The organism is Winogradskyella ursingii (assembly GCF_013403975.1).
Lineage (GTDB): Bacteria > Bacteroidota > Bacteroidia > Flavobacteriales > Flavobacteriaceae > Winogradskyella > Winogradskyella ursingii.
Genome location: NZ_JABFDH010000005.1, coordinates 109436 through 127321 on the forward strand (window position 1 = coordinate 109436; position 17886 = coordinate 127321).

Annotated in this window: 22 protein-coding genes; 10 read left to right on the plus strand and 12 right to left on the minus strand. The window is 33.2% G+C overall.

Annotated elements, in window-relative coordinates:
- The first annotated feature begins 155 nt into the window (after positions 1 to 155).
- From HM983_RS13295 to HM983_RS15970, 4 genes are all read left to right on the plus strand, one after another.
- Positions 156 to 590, plus strand: coding sequence for a hemerythrin domain-containing protein (locus HM983_RS13295; RefSeq protein WP_179346157.1), 435 nt, complete (start codon positions 156 to 158; stop codon positions 588 to 590).
- A gap of 21 nt (positions 591 to 611) precedes the next feature.
- On the plus strand, positions 612 to 1694 hold the full coding sequence (locus HM983_RS13300; protein ID WP_179346159.1) for a DNA topoisomerase IB: 1083 nt from the start codon (positions 612 to 614) through the stop codon (positions 1692 to 1694).
- Positions 1695 to 1843: 149 nt separating this feature from the next.
- On the plus strand, positions 1844 to 2293 hold the full coding sequence (locus HM983_RS13305; protein ID WP_179346161.1) for a ferritin-like domain-containing protein: 450 nt from the start codon (positions 1844 to 1846) through the stop codon (positions 2291 to 2293).
- Between the two features lie 208 nt (positions 2294 to 2501).
- On the plus strand, positions 2502 to 2636 hold the full coding sequence (locus HM983_RS15970) for a hypothetical protein (protein ID WP_262886487.1): 135 nt from the start codon (positions 2502 to 2504) through the stop codon (positions 2634 to 2636).
- 50 nt (positions 2637 to 2686) lie between these two features.
- On the opposite strand, the gene HM983_RS13310 is transcribed toward HM983_RS15970, so the two are convergent.
- Positions 2687 to 3736, minus strand: a complete 1050-nt coding sequence (locus HM983_RS13310; protein ID WP_179346163.1) for a helix-turn-helix domain-containing protein — start codon at positions 3734 to 3736, stop codon at positions 2687 to 2689.
- A gap of 221 nt (positions 3737 to 3957) precedes the next feature.
- On the opposite strand from HM983_RS13310, the gene HM983_RS13315 reads away from it, so the two are divergent.
- Positions 3958 to 4665 (plus strand): SOS response-associated peptidase family protein, encoded by a 708-nt coding sequence (locus tag HM983_RS13315; protein ID WP_179346165.1) that lies wholly within the window; start codon positions 3958 to 3960, stop codon positions 4663 to 4665.
- Here HM983_RS13315 and HM983_RS13320 read toward each other — a convergent pair.
- The 3 genes from HM983_RS13320 to HM983_RS13330 all read right to left on the minus strand — a co-directional run bounded on the left by HM983_RS13320 (position 4643) and on the right by HM983_RS13330 (position 7644).
- Entirely contained in the window at positions 4643 to 5692 is a 1050-nt protein-coding gene (locus tag HM983_RS13320) for a helix-turn-helix domain-containing protein (protein WP_179346167.1), read from the minus strand. The genes HM983_RS13315 and HM983_RS13320 overlap by 23 nt on opposite strands.
- 205 nt (positions 5693 to 5897) lie before the next feature.
- Entirely contained in the window at positions 5898 to 6929 is a 1032-nt protein-coding gene (locus tag HM983_RS13325; protein WP_179346169.1) for a helix-turn-helix domain-containing protein, read from the minus strand.
- Positions 6930 to 7167: 238 nt separating this feature from the next.
- A complete protein-coding gene (locus HM983_RS13330; RefSeq protein WP_179346171.1) occupies positions 7168 to 7644 on the minus strand; it encodes a hypothetical protein in 477 nt (158 codons plus the stop codon).
- A 158-nt stretch (positions 7645 to 7802) separates the two neighbouring features.
- Here HM983_RS13330 and trxB point away from each other — a divergent pair, with 158 nt between their 5' ends.
- Positions 7803 to 8786: a thioredoxin-disulfide reductase gene (gene trxB / locus HM983_RS13335; RefSeq protein ID WP_179346173.1), complete on the plus strand. Its 984-nt coding sequence runs from the start codon at positions 7803 to 7805 to the stop codon at positions 8784 to 8786.
- 52 nt (positions 8787 to 8838) lie between these two features.
- Here trxB and HM983_RS13340 read toward each other — a convergent pair whose 3' ends face one another.
- From HM983_RS13340 to HM983_RS13365, 6 genes are all read right to left on the minus strand, one after another.
- Complete coding sequence (locus tag HM983_RS13340; RefSeq protein WP_246277516.1) at positions 8839 to 9675, minus strand: GIN domain-containing protein; 837 nt, start codon at positions 9673 to 9675, stop codon at positions 8839 to 8841.
- Between the two features lie 203 nt (positions 9676 to 9878).
- Positions 9879 to 10607 carry a head GIN domain-containing protein gene (locus HM983_RS13345; RefSeq protein WP_179346174.1) on the minus strand — a complete coding sequence of 243 codons (729 nt, stop codon included), beginning with the start codon at positions 10605 to 10607 and terminating at the stop codon, positions 9879 to 9881.
- A gap of 54 nt (positions 10608 to 10661) precedes the next feature.
- Positions 10662 to 11171 carry a DUF4440 domain-containing protein gene (locus HM983_RS13350; RefSeq protein WP_179346175.1) on the minus strand — a complete coding sequence of 170 codons (510 nt, stop codon included), beginning with the start codon at positions 11169 to 11171 and terminating at the stop codon, positions 10662 to 10664.
- A gap of 83 nt (positions 11172 to 11254) precedes the next feature.
- Positions 11255 to 13045, minus strand: a complete 1791-nt coding sequence (locus HM983_RS13355; RefSeq protein ID WP_179346176.1) for a PspC domain-containing protein — start codon at positions 13043 to 13045, stop codon at positions 11255 to 11257.
- Positions 13042 to 13383, minus strand: coding sequence for a PadR family transcriptional regulator (locus HM983_RS13360; protein WP_179346177.1), 342 nt, complete (start codon positions 13381 to 13383; stop codon positions 13042 to 13044). The genes HM983_RS13355 and HM983_RS13360 overlap by 4 nt, the downstream gene beginning before the upstream one ends.
- A gap of 85 nt (positions 13384 to 13468) precedes the next feature.
- Positions 13469 to 13915: a DUF4870 domain-containing protein gene (locus HM983_RS13365; RefSeq protein WP_179346178.1), complete on the minus strand. Its 447-nt coding sequence runs from the start codon at positions 13913 to 13915 to the stop codon at positions 13469 to 13471.
- A gap of 146 nt (positions 13916 to 14061) precedes the next feature.
- Between HM983_RS13365 and HM983_RS13370 the strand changes: the two genes are divergently transcribed.
- The 3 genes from HM983_RS13370 (at position 14062) to HM983_RS13380 (ending at position 15829) form a co-directional block, all read left to right on the plus strand.
- A complete protein-coding gene (locus HM983_RS13370) occupies positions 14062 to 14517 on the plus strand; it encodes a DUF4442 domain-containing protein (RefSeq protein WP_179346179.1) in 456 nt (151 codons plus the stop codon).
- A gap of 90 nt (positions 14518 to 14607) precedes the next feature.
- Positions 14608 to 15408: a TIGR00266 family protein gene (locus HM983_RS13375; RefSeq protein WP_179346180.1), complete on the plus strand. Its 801-nt coding sequence runs from the start codon at positions 14608 to 14610 to the stop codon at positions 15406 to 15408.
- 223 nt (positions 15409 to 15631) lie between these two features.
- Entirely contained in the window at positions 15632 to 15829 is a 198-nt protein-coding gene (locus HM983_RS13380; protein ID WP_179346181.1) for a hypothetical protein, read from the plus strand.
- Positions 15830 to 15856: 27 nt separating this feature from the next.
- On the opposite strand, the gene HM983_RS13385 is transcribed toward HM983_RS13380, so the two are convergent.
- Positions 15857 to 16795 (minus strand): LysR substrate-binding domain-containing protein, encoded by a 939-nt coding sequence (locus tag HM983_RS13385; RefSeq protein ID WP_179346182.1) that lies wholly within the window; start codon positions 16793 to 16795, stop codon positions 15857 to 15859.
- A gap of 99 nt (positions 16796 to 16894) precedes the next feature.
- Between HM983_RS13385 and HM983_RS13390 the strand changes: the two genes are divergently transcribed.
- Complete coding sequence (locus tag HM983_RS13390; protein ID WP_179346183.1) at positions 16895 to 17374, plus strand: Dps family protein; 480 nt, start codon at positions 16895 to 16897, stop codon at positions 17372 to 17374.
- A gap of 83 nt (positions 17375 to 17457) precedes the next feature.
- On the opposite strand, the gene HM983_RS13395 is transcribed toward HM983_RS13390, so the two are convergent.
- On the minus strand, positions 17458 to 17877 hold the full coding sequence (locus HM983_RS13395; protein WP_179346184.1) for a DUF2141 domain-containing protein: 420 nt from the start codon (positions 17875 to 17877) through the stop codon (positions 17458 to 17460).
- Between the last annotated feature and the right edge of the window lie 9 nt (positions 17878 to 17886).

A 17886-nucleotide genomic window follows, 5' to 3' on the forward strand; every position in this document is an offset into this window, starting at 1 on the left:
AAACTTAAGGTTAGACTAACTATTGTTTTGTTAAACAAATATTAAATTGAATTAAACATGTTAGGTGCAAACGACCTAAACAAGTTAAATTTTTAAGTCTTTGAGCTAAAAGCCGTAGGTCTAGTTTTTATAGCTTTGTTATTAAATTTAATACTATGACCATTTTTGAAGCTATAAGAAAGGATCACGACATTCAAAGAAATTTGTTAGATAAACTAGTAAAAACCTCTGGCGACACGGAGCAACGTACGCATTTGTTCAAGGAGCTTAGAAAAGAGCTAGATCTTCATGCCAATGCAGAAGAACGTCACTTCTATAAGCCGTTAATACCGAGTGATATGATGCAGGAACATGCTAGACACGGTATTGCTGAACACCATGAAATCGACGAGCTGGTAGAAAAATTGGAAGATACAGGGCAGGATTCTTCTGCTTGGCTAAAAACTGCGAAAGAGCTAAAACATAAAGTGGAACATCACCTAGAGGATGAAGAGCACACTTTTTTTCAACTTTCTGGTAAGGTCTTAACAGAAAAACAGAAGACTGATTTAGCTATTGCCTATAACAACTATATGGAAGAGCATAGGTAATTAAGTACACTACGTGATTTAATGAAATCTCAGAAGATAAACTTAGAATTTGCCAACCAGCTCTATACAGATCCTGAACTTTTAATAGATAATTTTGGATTAGTATATGCCTCTGATGAAATTCTCGATATAGAAAGGCGCCTTAGAGACGGTAATTTCTTCTATCTTAAAAACGGTAAAAAAATTTCCTCTGACCAAACCATAAGCCGTATCAATAATTTGGTTATTCCACCAGCCTGGAAGGATGTGAGAATTGCCTCCATTCCAAAAGCTCATATGCAAGCAATTGGACGAGATGAAAAAGGCAGGAAACAATATAAATATCATGAGCTGTGGAGCACTCTTAGAAACCAAACGAAGTTTTTTAAAATGTATGCTTTTGGAGAGCAACTCCCAAAACTGAGACGTCGCGTAAATAAGGATTTAAAAGGTTCGGATTGGAATTTGACAAAAGTTTTAGCTTTAGTGGTTAAGTTGCTCGAAGAAACTCATATACGAATTGGTAATTCTTATTATGCTAAATCCAACAACACCTATGGCTTATCAACATTAAGGAGCAAGCATGTAGATATTTATAACAATAGAATGAAGTTTGAATTTGTCGGTAAGCGAGGAAAAGAGCATAGTGTTACAGTTAAGAATAAGAAACTGATTCGACTTGTTGAACGATGCGAAGAAATCCCAGGTTGGGAATTATTTAAATATTATGATAAGCATGGTGAAAAGCATACCATAAATAGTACCATGGTTAATAATTATATCCACGACATTTCGGGAGATTTATTTACTGCTAAAGATTTTAGGACTTGGGGCGCAAGTAAAATCTGTTTTGAAACACTCATGTCCATAGGTTTGGAGGAGAATGAGGATAAGGCAAAAAAAAATGTACTTACTGCTATTGACGCTGCAGCAAAAGCTCTGGGTAATACTAGAAACGTTGTAAGAAAGTACTACGCACACCCACTGATTACCGAAAGTTATATAGACTCAACTATTGCTCCCTACTTCTCAAAAAAATATTCCAAAAAATACTCTGGTTTAAATCATACAGAGTCTTCAATGCTGTCATTAATAAGTACCTACAAGCCTAATTTAAAGGCATAATTTGTTTGTGTTAATTTCTGTTTTAAACGGATTAAGGTTTGAAGTGTTTTGACCTTAACTTTATGATAATAGTATAAATCATGCTATAAAGTGTTAATGGGATACACACTTAGCGTCAGCTATCCTTACAACTAAAAAAATAAATAAATATGAAAACGTACTCTGAAGAAATAGGAAACAAATTAAATGATTTGCTAGAGAAGAATTATGATGCCGAAAAAGGATATCATAAAGCTGCTGAAAATGTGGATCATTCTGGTTTAAAAACATTTTTTGAAAGAAAATCCAATCAAAGAAGAGATTTTGGACATGAAATAAAACAAGAAATTAGATCCTTTGGTAAAGAGGTAGATAAAGGTGGTAGTGTGACAGGTGCTATGCATAGAGCTTGGATGGATGTAAAAGCTTTGTTTAGCGCAGATGATGCAGAGTCAATGCTTGAAGAGGCTATACGAGGGGAGAAAGCATCGGTAGATGAATATAGTGATGTCTTAAAAGAAGCAAGCTTACCAAGCAGTACTCGTGCGGTTTTAGAAGCTCACAAAAATAAAATTTCAACAGATTTATCTCAAATTAAGTCTTTAGAAAATTTAAGATAATCTAGATAGTAGTAAAAGAAAGCGATTCAACTTACAATGTTGAATCGCTTTTTTTTTGTGCATACTGCAATTTATTTTCTGGAAAACTCAAATAATTTAAGCATATCAGTCAATTTTTGTTATCTTAGAGCATGTATAGTTGATTGAAAATCTCGAAATTTATAGTCAATTATATATATCAACCAATTACTAATTTAAATCAATTATTATGAAAAAATTACTTTTAATGTTTGCTTTATTATTTACAGTGTCAACTGCATTTACCAGTTGCAGAGAAACTAATAACGATGTGGCAGACGATGTAGAGGATGTAGTGGATGACGTAGAAGATTCTGTAGATTAAATAAACACGTTTTTACAAACAAAAAAAGGCCTTGAAAACAAGGCCTTTTTTTATACGCTAATTTGTGTATGTCGATTCTTAGATCGGTGCATTTTAATGAACATGCTTGGGCTATATCCAAACTTGTTCTTAAAAATTTTGCAGAAATAACTTCTACTCGTAATACCTACTATATAAACCACCTCAGATACGTTATGATCAGTGGTTTTAAAGAGTCGCTCGGCTTTTTCTAATCTTTTATTTCTTATAAAATCCGACACAGTTGTACCGTGCATTGCTTTAAAACCTTCTTGTAATTTAGCTGGTGATAGACCGCATTCTCTGCAAAGTGATTTTATACTATGCTGAATTTCTATATGGTCTATTACAAATTCAGATATTTTTCTTATTTGTTGAGATTCTAGATGACTTAAATTTGTTTGATTAGCTTCTAGATATTGCTCTTTGTAAAACTCGTTTAAAAATATGGAGAGTACTTTTTCGTAATTACTTTTTACATTTAGTAGCTCTATAAACTCATCCGGAATTTCCATAGGTTCAATAGCTCTTAACTGTTCTGCCAAAGGAAGATTTATTTCACATTTATATAATTTTTCTTTTAACTTATTTAGAGCTTTTAATAAACCTTCAGTTTTTGATAATTTAACTTCGTCTCTATTATTTAATTCTTCAGTTTCATATTCCTTAAAAATTACAGATCGATCTATGCAGATCATACTCACCCTAACCGATGAATTGGGTTTAAATAATAAGGCGCCTTTTTCTTTACTATTGCTGCCAACAATTGTAGGCTTCAATTCTTCAATATGATGAATTTTTTTGCTCTTATCAAATTGATGAAAGACCTGCCCTTCAGTATTATAAATAAAATAGAGGTAATTCTCTTCTTGATATAGATTCAGTTGAATATTCGTTTTAAAAAAGGCATCAATTTCCACTATCCTAAAGCCAAGATCCAATTTTAAAAATCTTATAATTCCTTTCCCCTCTTTAAGTGGAACATTGTAATCGTATATATGTTGGGTTGGTTTTGACTGCCTTAGATCATTAAGATTAAGGAATTGAGTTTTTGCTGGTGTCGAAAACAATGGATGATTCATAGCACTCTAATTATAAATGAGAAAGTTAATTTCTCTCCATGTAAAATTAATATCCTAATTGTCAGTTTTTATCATAAAAAAATTTTTCTTTAACGTTATTAAGGGGACATTTTACATGATTTGGTAAATAATCTTTTTCGTATTAATATCTTTTGAGATAGTATATAGTGCTTTCAAGGCAATTTTAAGTAAGAATTATCACGAAATTGCAAATAAAAACGATGTTTTATAAACTATCAAATACAGCTGAAGTGGTGGACATGGAGTCGGCTTTTGATGCAAAATTTAAATATCCGTTGTTATACCAGAAAAATGAAATTATCAACGGATTGTCTGAACAGTCGTTGCCTATTTTAAGTAAAAGAAATTCTAAAGTTATCGATTTTGCTATTTGGGGATTATTGCCGCAATCTTTTAATGAAGATTGGAAAAACTTTCAAAATATAAATAATACATTAAATATCTCATTAGAGGACATTTCTAATTTGTCTTGGATTAAAGCATTGCCAAATGAGCAGAGGTGTATCATTTTAGTAACTGGATATTTTACAACTTTTCTTCATAAAGGAGAAATCTACCCTTTTTACGTTCATTTAAAAAACAATAAACCGTTTGCTATAGCGGGTATCTTTTCAATATTAAATGATGGATTTTTGTCGTTTTCCATCGTCACCTCAAAAAGTAATAACCAACTGACAGATATACATAATTTAGGTAAAAACTTTCCTTTAACATTTAGCCGTGACAACTATAACGAATGGTTTGATGTGGATATTAATGCATTAATAAATCATCCCGACTATTGGGAGACAATGAATTTTGAAGCACATACCATTTCAAAAGAATTTTATAAAAATGATATTATATACGATTCTATTTTAGAGCCTGCCAAATACAAAGGTTTACCTATTCTTTCTCTGAAGCAATAAGTCCCTCTTTTATTAATTCCTTATATTTTACAGGGAGAATATTATATTTCTCAAAAAAGATTTTCGAAAAATAACTTCTACTTTTATAACCTATCCGATATACGATCTCAGAAATTGATAGATCTGTATTTTTGATTAGCTCTTGGGCCAAATCCAGCTTTTTTAGTCTAATATATTCATTAACAGACTGGTTATATAAAAGTTTAAAACCAAGTTGCATTTTCTTGGCACTGAAGTTGTACTTTTTAGCTAGTTCTGCTATGGTGTAAGATTTCTGTAAATTTTGATTGATGTCATCACTGACCAGTTTGGTTTTTAACAAATCTTCTTTAGATATAGAATTTGGTAGCGATAACTTATTTTCAAAACTTTTGTGTTCTAATATCTGTAGAGCCAGTATAAGGTTGATTTGACCTTCAATATTCAAAAATCGTACGATACCTTCATTTTCCTCATTATTTAAAGTTTCTATAATTTCAGCAAGCTTCAAGTTATAATTGCCTAGATATTTGTACGGTAAATTTGTTTCTTTTCCGTCTAAGATAGATCGGAGAGAATTCTGAAGTTTATCTAAACTATTACCAGATTTTTCAGAATTATCATTCGCAAAAACTTGTATAACGTTAAGTTTAACAACCTGACCCGCTGGGAACGAAAAAATGTTTTGAGATTTTGGTAGGTTAGAAAGAATGATATTTTGGTAACGTTGTAGCTCTAATAATTCTTGATTATCACCTTTCTTTTCTGAGGCATAAGACAAATTGCCTTCAGAAACAAAAATGAACTCAATAGGATTTGATGAAGATAAATTGTAGTTAAACTTCACGTTTGTTTTAAAAAGAACATCATAATCAATTAGAGCAATTCCCCATTCGAAAATAATATTTCTAATAGTGCCTTTTCCGAGATGGTTGTTAAACTTTAAAGTTTGCTCGTTGTGCAGTTTTTTTAAATCGCCATTTATAAAATGATTAATTTGTTCTAGTACGGGTTGATTGATTGAAAGATCTATATTAATTAGTTCCATCTTTTTGATCCCTTTTTTCGAATTATTTTAACGCACCAAATAGCTCAACTAATAGTTTTGAGTGCGTTACAAAAAAAAGAAATTGAAATGAATGGCATTAACAATATTGAAACGAAGACTAACAGTATTGGGCAGTTTCTGTTTAGTTTAAGACCCTAAATAATTATACAAGTCTTTGATTTATAGTATATAACAGGATGTCTCGTTAAGCAGTTTTACTATTGCGATACCTTTTTAAGTACTGTTTAGGTGTGAGTTTGTATTTTTCTTTGAAGAGTTTAGAAAAATAACTTCTGGAATTAATACCAACATTATAAGTGATTTCGGTAATATTTAAATCGGTGGTTTCAATAAGTTCTTTTGCTTTTTCAATCCGTTTAGTTCTTACATAATCATTGACAGAGCTGTTGAACATGTGCTGAAATCCTGCTTGAAGTGTATTTTGGTTAAGACCAACTTTTTTAGCCAATTGGTTGACGCTACAAGTCGTGGCCATTTCGTTCTTAACTAGGGTGGCCGCCTTTTCTATTTTGTCCATAGTAGAACGTCTCAATATTTTACGTCCTTCTGGTCCTTCTAAATCATCTGAGTATTGTTGAAAATGTAATGTTAAGATTTCATAAACTTTAGATTCTATAAACATGGAGCGCATAAGACCATCTTGCTCACAATTTTTTATTTCATCAAGCGCTTCAGAAACACCTAAGGAATAGTGTCCGTTATAATGAAATAAATTCACACCATTTAAGTCCATAAAAAGCGTTTCGAGATCAGGGCTAAGATCATCTAAGAAGTCTGAAAGTTTAGATTCAAACTCTTTCCTATTAATATATATTTTTATAAAACTGGTTGGAGTGTTCTCCTTAATGGTGATGGAATGATAATCTTTCATATCATTTGAAAACATTAAACTTTCAAATCGTTCTATTTTTAGATTTTCATCAGAAGAAGAAATATGATGCAGTATTGGAGATTCTATATTGAGCATTATCACTAAAGGATTTAGTGTCTCTTTTCTAAATTCTAGGTTTAGTGATTTATTTAATAGCACATCTGCTTCTATTATAGAAATACCACTATCAAAATTTATGGCTTTTATATAACCTGAGCCCATATTTTCCAGTATGTCAAAGCAATATTCGTTATTATCTTTTTCTGTAGATGTATTTAGGTGCTCTGCTAACATATTAATGATATCAACAGCATTATCAGCCTTTAACGAAGCAGTTTTTAACATATGTGGAAAGTTTTAAGGTATAAAAGTATAACTTTTTTACATATAACAACTTGTCCTTTGTTTCGGTGCAAAGACCAATAGAGTTAAAAACAGATTTTTTGGAGCATATCAAAATTGAATTACTAAACTATTTTTGATTAAGCATTTAGTTAGCAACAATTAGGTAATTGCTTTATTAGTTTAGTATGGGCTTGGTAACCCGCAAAAAGCGAATTGTTTAGGGCAATTCGCTTTTTTTTTATTCAATACGTACATAGTTTTCTGAATAAATTCTGTTGCCATCATCATCCAATTCTATTTGCTCAAAACGGTTTGGGGAGATAGATAATTCAAAATTGAACTCTTGTTGTTCTGCTATGACCTCATTCATAAAAGCAGAACCAAATTCTAAAATTTCGGTTAAGCTACTTTCGTCATGACGATAAGATCCATATCCAAAAAATTCAATTGAGTCTGTTTTTAATAGTTTGCACCACATCACCTTGTCGTCGGTATACATTTTAACCTGTCTGGCAATAGTATTGTTAGAAAAAGAATCAACTACTACGTTATTTGCATAATTGTAGAATCCAACAAGTTCCCAAGCTCCTTCTAGACTAGGTGTGACTTCTGTGTCGTCTTTTGCAATATCAGAATCTTCGATCTGTTTTTCTGAATTGTTACAAGATAAGAACATAAATAAAATACCGATGAGAAAAGTGATTTTTGGTTTCATGGCGCTAAGATTTTACTATTAAACACTATTAATTTACAAAAATGTTCTCATATAATAGAGATATATATAATATTTATGGTGTTATAGTCAGTGTTGATAACTTTGACGTAAGATTTTATCCAAAAATCCTACTTTTGTCATGATATAAAACATATAATATGTCTGATACAATTGAAAAAGTAAAATGTTTAATAATAGGTTCCGGTCCTGCAGGCTATACGGCGGCAATTTATGCGGCAAGAGCCAATATGTTTCCTGTTTTGTACCAGGGAACACAACCAGGCGGACAGCTAACAACTACAAACGATGTTGAGAATTTTCCTGGCTATCCAGACGGTATCACAGGACCTGAAATGATGATACAACTGCAAAAGCAAGCAGAGCGTTTTGGTACAGATGTACGCCACGGTTGGGTAACAAAAGTAGATTTTTCTGGCGAAGTACATAAAGTTTGGGTTAATGATGAAAAGGAAATCCATGCACAAACCATTATTATTTCTACCGGAGCTTCTGCCAAATATTTAGGGCTTCCATCTGAACAAAAATATCTAGAATTAGGAGGAGGGGTTTCTGCTTGTGCGGTCTGTGACGGTTTTTTCTATAGAGGACAAGAAGTGGTTATTGTTGGAGCTGGAGATTCTGCATGTGAAGAGGCGCATTATCTATCTAAACTGTGTAAAAAAGTAACTATGTTGGTTAGACGTGATGAGTTTAGAGCTTCTAAGATTATGGCCAGACGTGTCAAAAACACCGAAAACATAGAAATTTTATACAATACAGAAACTGAGGAAGTTTTGGGTGATGGGCAAGTTGTCACAGGAGTGAGAGTTGTCAACAATCAGACTAACGAAAAACACGAGATTCCTGCAACGGGCTTCTTTGTGGCTATAGGACACAAACCAAATACCGATATTTTTAAAGATTATTTAGATTTGGATGCAACAGGATATATCATTAACGCGATACCTGGAACAAGCAAAACTAATGTAGATGGGGTATTTGTAAGCGGAGATGCAGCGGATCATGTATACAGACAGGCAATTACTGCTGCTGGCACAGGTTGTATGGCAGCATTGGATGCAGAACGTTATTTAGCGGCAAAAGATGCTGATTTTGAAGTAGCGACTTCTACCTATAATTAATTGAAATTACTCAAGAACAAAAAAGCCGAAGTTTCAACTGCGGCTTTTTTGTTTATCGTTCTTTTTTTTGAAGTTTTGAAGTGCCTTCAAATTTACTAAGTGTTATTTTTGGTGTCCCATAAAGATATGTTTCGCAATCGCCAGAAGAATTAATTGTAATATCACTGGTTACGTCGAGCGTTAAATCACTATTATCTTCTAAACTTACTTCTGCAGTTTTTACGGTAAATTTTCCTCCATCAAAATTGGCCGAATTGCTTAATCTAATAAGAGAAGTATTTCCTGTACCTTCTATAACAGCATCAGCACGTTGATACAAATCAAAATCAGCAATTTTACTATTTATCAAGGCATCGATTTTACTATTGTCGCTTAATTCTAATTTAGTAGAATCGGCTGTTAGATTCAGGCGTGTTTTGGATTTTCCTGAACTTTTATAATTAAAGTTTTTAGCATTAATATTTAAATAAGCTCTAGAATTATCTGCCGTGACTAATTTTACGTCCCCTAATTCCATAGAGGTCAAAGATCGTAGCTCTCCATCGCCTCTAACTTCAATATTATTTAGACTGCTGCTATAATTTACTGTAATCTGTAATTGTTTTTTAGATGTAATTCTCACAGTTTCGGTAAACGACAATACACCATCAACCACTTGAAAATCTATAACAGCGTGTAAGTTGTCATCAGCTTCGATCTGTACGGACGGTTTGCTGTTAAAGACAATTTCAACTTCAAAATCTCCATCGACTACTATAGAGTCAAAATCGTCTATGTAAGTTTGTTTGATGGTGACATTTCTGTCTCCTTTGATTTTATCATCACTCTGTGCCATTAACACTGGAGTGGCAAAAAACAAAAAAATCAAAATGTGTAATTTTTGTTTCATTAGAAACTATTTAAAGATATTAAACAAATATATACAAAAACCATCCCAAACTGCATATTGAGTTTGAAATGGCTTTATGTACGGAACAATTTCAGTACGGATTGGTTGGTAATATAAGGCTAAATAGATTAATTTTTATGCCTCATCACATACCGAAATATGTTCTGAAAAATTGATTGATTGATGAAAGATCGGTTTATTGATTATTGTTTTCTAACAGAACCACTAGAACTGTCCGATGCATCTACTTTTGAGGGATTTCCTAAATATTTTATATCTCCTCCACTTGTTGCTCTGGCAGTTAATTCTTTGGATGTGTTGATTGAAATATCTGCACCACTAGTGGCTTTTACATTAGAAATCACTGCTTTAAGGTTGGAAGCCTTAATATCGCTGCCGCTGGTTGCTTCGGCCGTTAGATTTACTGTTTCTCCTTTAAGTTTTATATCACTACCACTTGTAGATTTGCAAATGAGGTTCTGGGTACTAACTTCTAATTCCATATCTGCACCGCTGGTACATTTAACATCTAAAGTATTCACGTTAATACTGTTTGTAGTATACACATCACTACCACTGGTTGCTGTAATTGCAGAAATATCTTTAAAGCTTAACATTACTTTTCTGGATGTGGCATTTCTGATGTTCTCTGATGTGTATATTCTTAAAACATCATTTTCAACTTCTGTCATTATAATATCATGAAGGTTTTCATCTGCCTCAACCCTCAATGATACATCATTGCTTTGGGTGAGGTAAAGATCTAATCCTTGGCTTACTTTAATTTCTTTAAAGTTGCCATTAATGTTTCGCTCGGCGTTTACTACATTATTATTGCCGTCTATGCCTTCTCCAAAATTCATTGAAAAATTACAGGATAGCATCAAAATTCCTAAGATGCTCGAGATGATGATTCTTGTTAGTGTGTTCATTTTTTTTGGTTTTAGTTGCTGAAATGTTTCAGCTTAATTGGTTTGTTTCGATATTTATTTGGAAGCATGATTGTAACTAATCACGCGTTTTAATTTCCATTCATTCTTCTCAATAATCCACAAATGTGAAAAAAGGGCAAAATTGTCACTCTTTTCATAGGTCATGGTTTCATTTGTCGAAAAGAAATGTGTTCCGTTTTGTAGCGCCCCATAAAGTTCACCATTGTTGTACATCGGATAAACCTTAAGGCTTTCTTTTACCAAAAAACGAAATACTTTATTGCTGTTGTTTGGGTTGCAAATACCATTTTTCATGGTCTCTATAAAAGCTTCTTTTGAATTTGTGATGCCACTTTTATCGTGGTAAAATTCTAAATCTTCAGCAATAATGTTTGCACTCTTTTCAACTTCACATTTGTTAAATCCTCTTTTAAATAAAATGCTGTCTTTCGCCTTAAGCATTTTAAATAGTTGAGAATCTCTGTTCACTTGAGCCATTGCAATACCGGAACTGAAAAGGAATCCGATACTGCATAGAAAAAATGATTTGATTGATTGGTTCATTTGTTAGTTGATTGATGATACAAATATGTTTAATTTAATCTTTAACTAAAATTGATTTGTCTTGAACTGTTGAATTATAGCTCTCAATTGTCATTCACTTCTATATCGACTCCGTCTTCATTAATTGTAATATCTACTTTGCTTTCTTTTTCGCGCTTTTCAACTTCAGATAATGATATACTGTCTGAGGTTGTATCACGCTCTATTATAGCTTCAATTTCTTCGTCGCAATCAAGACATTCCACATCGTCTTCCAGTACTTTTAGATAATGTCCATCTTTTGAATCGGACAGAATACTATTGTAATTATTATAGTATCTTCTTTGATATCGTGTAGTATTAATGTCCGTATATAGTGTAGTGCCTTCTGGTAAATACACGATAACCCTAACTTCCTGATCACTGAATTTATTTTCAATATCTGAGACATGGTATGCTTCCAACAGCAACAGATTATTAGAAAATTCATAATCATAATTAATGTTTTCTGCACGTTCCTTGGCGATGTCGTATGAGCTACCATCAGCCTCTTTTACAATGGCAATTCTACCTACGGAATCCGTTGTAGAATAAACAATCAATTTAATATCTGAAGAGATAATGCTTCGTCCATTTTCATCTTGAACCAATTTGAAATTATTATGGTTTCTATAATAGCTATTGTAACGGTTAAAGCCTGTCATTTTAATTTTGAGTGTGTCATTAGCTCTAATATTCAGTTGGTTTTCTGTAACAACTTCTGCATCAAAGGCATGCTCTGTGGCTTGTTTTACTCCAGTAATTACCAATCCAATTATTGCCATTAGCCATAAACCCAATAAAGTGAACTTAGCCACATTGCCAATGGATTTTAGGTTGTTTACCAGAATCTTTAATCCTAAATAAAAGACAAAGAAGAACGGAATTCCTATAGCGAAAAACAATAACAACGACATGAGCCAAATAGGAACATTAGCTGCGTTGGCGGCCTCCAGAAAGTTCATCGGAGGAAAATGTACAGCATCCGTAACACCTACTGTAAAGAATGCGACGATAAGTGCAATTAACGCTGATATCCCAACAATAATCAATATGACTCCAATGAACTTCGCAATTACTTTTAAGAAAAACATTAGAATTGTACCAATAGTATCAAAAAAGGTCTGCGAACTTGATTTTAGTCGGTTGCCTTGTTTCTGAAAATCGACGCTTTTAACGGAATCGGAAATATTATCGGACACATGCTCAAAACCCTCTTTTAATTTATCACCGTGTTTTTTTAAATCGACATTTTTCAGATTTTCCGAAACCGTGTCAATGCCGTCTTTAATTTTTTTTTCGATGTTGCTGATGTTAACTGGATCTCCAGTCATGGTCAGCTTCTCCGCAGTGGTTTTAGCTTCGGGTACCAAAGCCCAAAAAATACAGTAGATGAATATAAAAGTACCTCCTGAACCAATGGCCAATAATAACCACAATAGGCGAACCCAAAGTACGTCGATTCCCAAATAGTGTCCTAAACCTGCAGAAACACCACCAATGTATGAATTGTCGGTATCACGATACAACTTTTTTGAAGTCCTAGAGCGATAACTTTGTTTTGGTTGTGGCTCATCTTCAAAAATTTCGTCGTCGACCAAGTAATCTTCTGGCTGTCCCATGATGGTAATCACTTCGTCCACCAATTTAATTCCAACAACTTGCTTGTCGTTTTGTATGCGCTCTGCAAAAAGTTCTGCAATACGCGCTTCTATATCTGCAATAATTTCTGATCGCCCTTGAGAGTCAGTAAATGAACGTTTTATAGCCTCAAGATAGCGTTGCAATTTTAGGTAAGCATCTTCATCTATATGGAAGAAAACTCCTGCTAAATTTATGTTGACTGTTCTATTCATTTCTTTGTGTTTTTTGTGCGTGTTACTAGGTTGACTGCGTTTTGTAATTCACTCCAAGTGGTGTTTAATTCAGTTAAAAACAGTTTGCCTGTTTCTGTAAGACCGTAATATTTTCTTGGCGGTCCGGATGTAGATTCTTCCCAACGGTAATTGAGCAATCCTGCATTTTTGAGTCTAGTGAGCAGTGGGTAAATTGTGCCCTCCACCACAAGCATTTTTGCGTCTTTGAGAGTGCTTAGAATCTCTGCAACATAAGCATCTTCGTCCTTTAATACGGATAGAATGCAGTATTCCAGAACACCTTTACGCATTTGTGCTTTTGTGTTTTCTATCTTCATTTTTCCTTTTTGTTTAATTTAAAACTGTTCATTTTTTGATTGATTGATTGATTGATTGATTGATTGATTGATTTTGATGAATATTTTATTTTAAAAAATTAATTGTCAACGGATAGTGGTATAATTTTCCATCTCTTGCCGATAAGCTTGCTTTTACAATTAATGCAAGTTCTATAATAAATGCAATGATAGCTAAGACGCCCAGCCCACCACCAATATATAAAAGGGGAGAGGGTTCTCCAACATTAATATGAAAATCGTGAAATCCGTTAAAATCAATCACGTCCAAGCCATTAAATAATTTGAATATGAAAAATGGAACACTGAGCGTGCCTATAATTATTGCATATAATAGAACACTGATCTGAAAATTAATGGCCTGTTTACCATGTTGGTCTACAAATTCAGATTTGTCTTTATTTGCTGCCCATAATACTATTGGGCCGATAAAATTTCCGAAAGGAATTATGAACCTGCTAAATGTCGATAGGTGTATAAATGTGGCTAAATTCTTTTGGTGGTTGTCTAACATTTTAAATAGTATATAATAGTTGCTTATACAAATATATGTCTTTAAAAAGGTATTATGTTACGCATAGTACTAAAAATTAACATTTTATTAACATTAGTTGAATTAATGAAATTGGACTATTTTAGTGCCAATTCTAATCAACTTCTATGAAAATATCTCCATCCAAACTCAATAAATTTCTAATGTTTAAGCTGCCTGCAGCTTATTTTACTGGTGTGCGTACAACGCACTTAGATGATACTACCTGTGTGGTTACGGTAAAGCACCGTTGGATCAATCAAAATCCATTTAATTCTATGTTCTGGGCTGTGCAAGGTATGGCGGCAGAGCTGACCACAGGAGCTTTAGTAATGAAAAAAATAAGAGAAAGTGGAAAAAAAATATCTATGTTAGTGGCAAATAACAATGCCACATTTACAAAAAAAGCTACGGGTAAGATTACATTTAATTGTGATGAAGGAGCTAAGATCGATGAAGCTATAAATAGAGCTATTGATACTGGAGAAGGACAAACGGTATGGCTCAATTCAACCGGAATAAACGAAGATGGAGTGGAGGTTTCTTCTTTTAATTTTGAATGGACACTCAAAGTAAAATCTTAAATTTAAAGTGTTTAAAAATTTACTTGATTGTAACAAATTGATGAACTCTTCAACATATAATTGAATCAATCTTAAAATCTAAAAAAAAACATGACAGCACACGAAATAGACTACCGCATTTACGGAGAAGAAATGCAATATGTAGAAATAGAATTAGACCCACAAGAAGGTGTTATTGCAGAATCTGGAAGCTTTATGATGATGGATGATGGCATTAAAATGGATACCATATTTGGTGATGGTTCCGAAAAGGATAAAGGTTTTTTAGGTAAAATACTTGGAGCCGGAAAAAGAATTTTAACTGGTGAGAGTTTATTTATGACTGCGTTTTACAATAATCTCACAGGTAAACGTAATGTGTCTTTTGCATCTCCTTATCCAGGAAAAATAATTCCTATCGATTTGACTGAGTTTAATGGAAAATTCATTTGCCAAAAGGATGCATTTTTATGTGCCGCGAAAGGTGTAAGTGTAGGTATAGAGTTTTCAAAAAAATTGGGTAGAGGACTATTTGGTGGGGAAGGTTTTATAATGCAAAAACTGGAAGGTGATGGTATGGCTTTTGTGCACGCAGGTGGGACCATGGCGGAAAAAATGCTTGCACCAGGTGAAACTTTGAGAGTAGATACGGGCTGCATCGTTGGATTCACTCAAACAGTTGATTATGATATCGAATTTGTAGGAGGCATTAAAAATTCAGTCTTTGGGGGAGAAGGTTTGTTCTTTGCTAAATTACAAGGCCCAGGAAAAGTTTATGTACAGTCACTACCATTTAGCCGTTTGGCTGGTCGCGTATTAGCATCTGCAGCAAAAGGTGGAGGAAAGGACAAAGGTGAAGGTAGTATTTTAGGAGGACTTGGTGATTTGCTCGATGGAGATAACAGGTTTTAAATGAATGTAAAAGTAGATTGAATATAATATATTGGAAATTAAAACATTAAGTTGTGAGAATTCTCTTTTATGATCTTAGACCTTCAACGTACAAATTTTACTTTTAACAAAAAAAGCTGTTAAATTTATAAACTAGTTTTATTTTTTTCCTAACTTTAAGAAGTAATAATTGAAACAATAGCCTATAACAAAATTCTACTTTAACTTAAATCTTAGATAACCTATGGCAAGAGCAATGTATGAGTACACAAAAACGGTACTTAGCAAAGTTAGTTTTGATGCAACATTATTCTGTAAAGAAGTGCAAAAAGCCGTAAGACGCTTATTGCCTTACGAATTAGAAGAACTAAGGATTTTTATTCAATCACTAATCAATCAAAATCCAGAATTAAATCAATGTTTAATCTATTTAAAAACATAGAAAAAAGCGACTTTCGAGTCGCTTTTTTTATTTGGACAACGGACTGATAATCTCAACATTCTGAAAAGCAATAGCACCTCGCACCACACCAGAAATTACATCGTGCATCGCATTGATAATTTGCATTTTCAACTCACTTTTATGATATATAATACTCACTTCCCTGGCTGGTGAAGGCTCTGTGAAATGTCTCAAATTTTTATTTAACTTATCACTCACGTCTAGCGTATGCAAATAAGGCAAAAGTGTCATGCCCAAGCCTTCGTCAGATAATTTTATTAATGTTTCAATGCTTCCACTTTCCAATTGAAATTTTTCATCATCCTGACCTTTAAAAGTTTTGCAAAGATTAATAACGCCATCTCTAAAACAGTGACCATCTTCCAAAAGCAGCATATCTTCAATATCCAAATCCGAAACTTGTATGGTATGGTTATCTCTGAGTCTATGATTTTGAGGAACATAAGCTACAAAAGGTTCATAATACAATGGTCTTTCTTTTATATTGTCGCTTTCCAAAGGTGTTGCGGCAATTGCAGCATCCAAGTGTCCTTCGTTAATTCGCGTCATAATTTCCTCTGTGGTAAGCTCTTCAATCTTTAGTTTTACTTTTGGATATTTTTTAATGAAATTATTCAGAAACATTGGTAATAATGTTGGCATTATAGTAGGAATGATCCCTAATCTAAATTCACCACCGATAAATCCTTTTTGTTGATCTACGATATCCTGAATTCTATCGGCTTCATTAACAATATTTCTAGCTTGGTACACAATCTTACGGCCAACTTCTGTAAGCTCAATTGGTTTTTTTCCTCTATCAAAAATAACGATATCAAGTTCGTCCTCTAATTTTTGAATTTGTGTACTAAGAGTTGGTTGCGTTACAAAACATTTTTCAGCGGCTTTTGTAAAATTTTGGTGTTCTGCAATGGCCAATGCATATTTGAGTTGTGTGATGGTCATGTCTATTCATTTAGGCTATAAAATTATATAATCTATTTATAAAATCTATGGCAATAAGAGTTAATTCTATCGTAAATTTGAGAAACAAAATTTGAGAATATGACACTAAATAGTATAGGTTTAGATACCAAAAAGACAGAAGATTTGGCTAATGACTTAAATCAGTTATTGGCAAATTTCCAATTGTATTACCAAAACTTAAGAGGTATCCATTGGAATATTAAAGGACGTGCATTTTTTGATTTACATGTTAAGTTCGAAGAATTATACACAGATGCCAACTTAAAGGTCGATGCCATTGCAGAACGTATATTAACATTGGGAGAAACGCCATTGCACACCTTTGAGGATTATACTAAAGCAGCAAGAGTACCAGTTGGAAAAAATATCTCTAAAGATGTGGAAGCGGTGCAATTAATAGTGGATTCCTTAACAGAACTTTTGAAAATTGAACGGAACATTTTGGAGGCTTCAGATAAAGCAAATGATGAAGGTACCAATTCCATGATGAGTGATTTTATTACTGAACAGGAAAAAACGGTCTGGATGATGAAGGCTTGGTTGGGTGAAACTGTTTAAACACTCACAATATTTAAAATAAGAAAAGACTGCCCAAGGCAGTCTTTTTTTTTGATTGATTGATTAATTGATGAATAGGTCAATTAAAAACGAATTTTCATTTCTATAGGTTCTTTAGCTACTGTGAACTTAGCATCTCCATACTGAGGTGGACCAAAAGACATTACATTATTAGACATTCCGTAACCTTCTTTTGGCATTCCGTTGTCCTCAAAATCCATTCTTCCGTTTTCATTTTCGTCGTGCATACCCATAATAGCATAGTCGCCAGGTTTTACATTTTCAAAAGTTACAACGACTTTTCCGTCTTTAATTTCTGATTCTGCATTCATGATACCTGCGCCTTTCATAAAAGTATCTACGGTATGTAAGGCAAAAGACGCTTTACCATTATCGTTTTTGATATTTTCAACGGTTACTGTAATTGTAACGCCATCTGGTTCTTGAGAAAATCCTGTAAATGAAACTAAGGCTAATGCAAATGATAAGATTAAATTCTTCATGATAATATT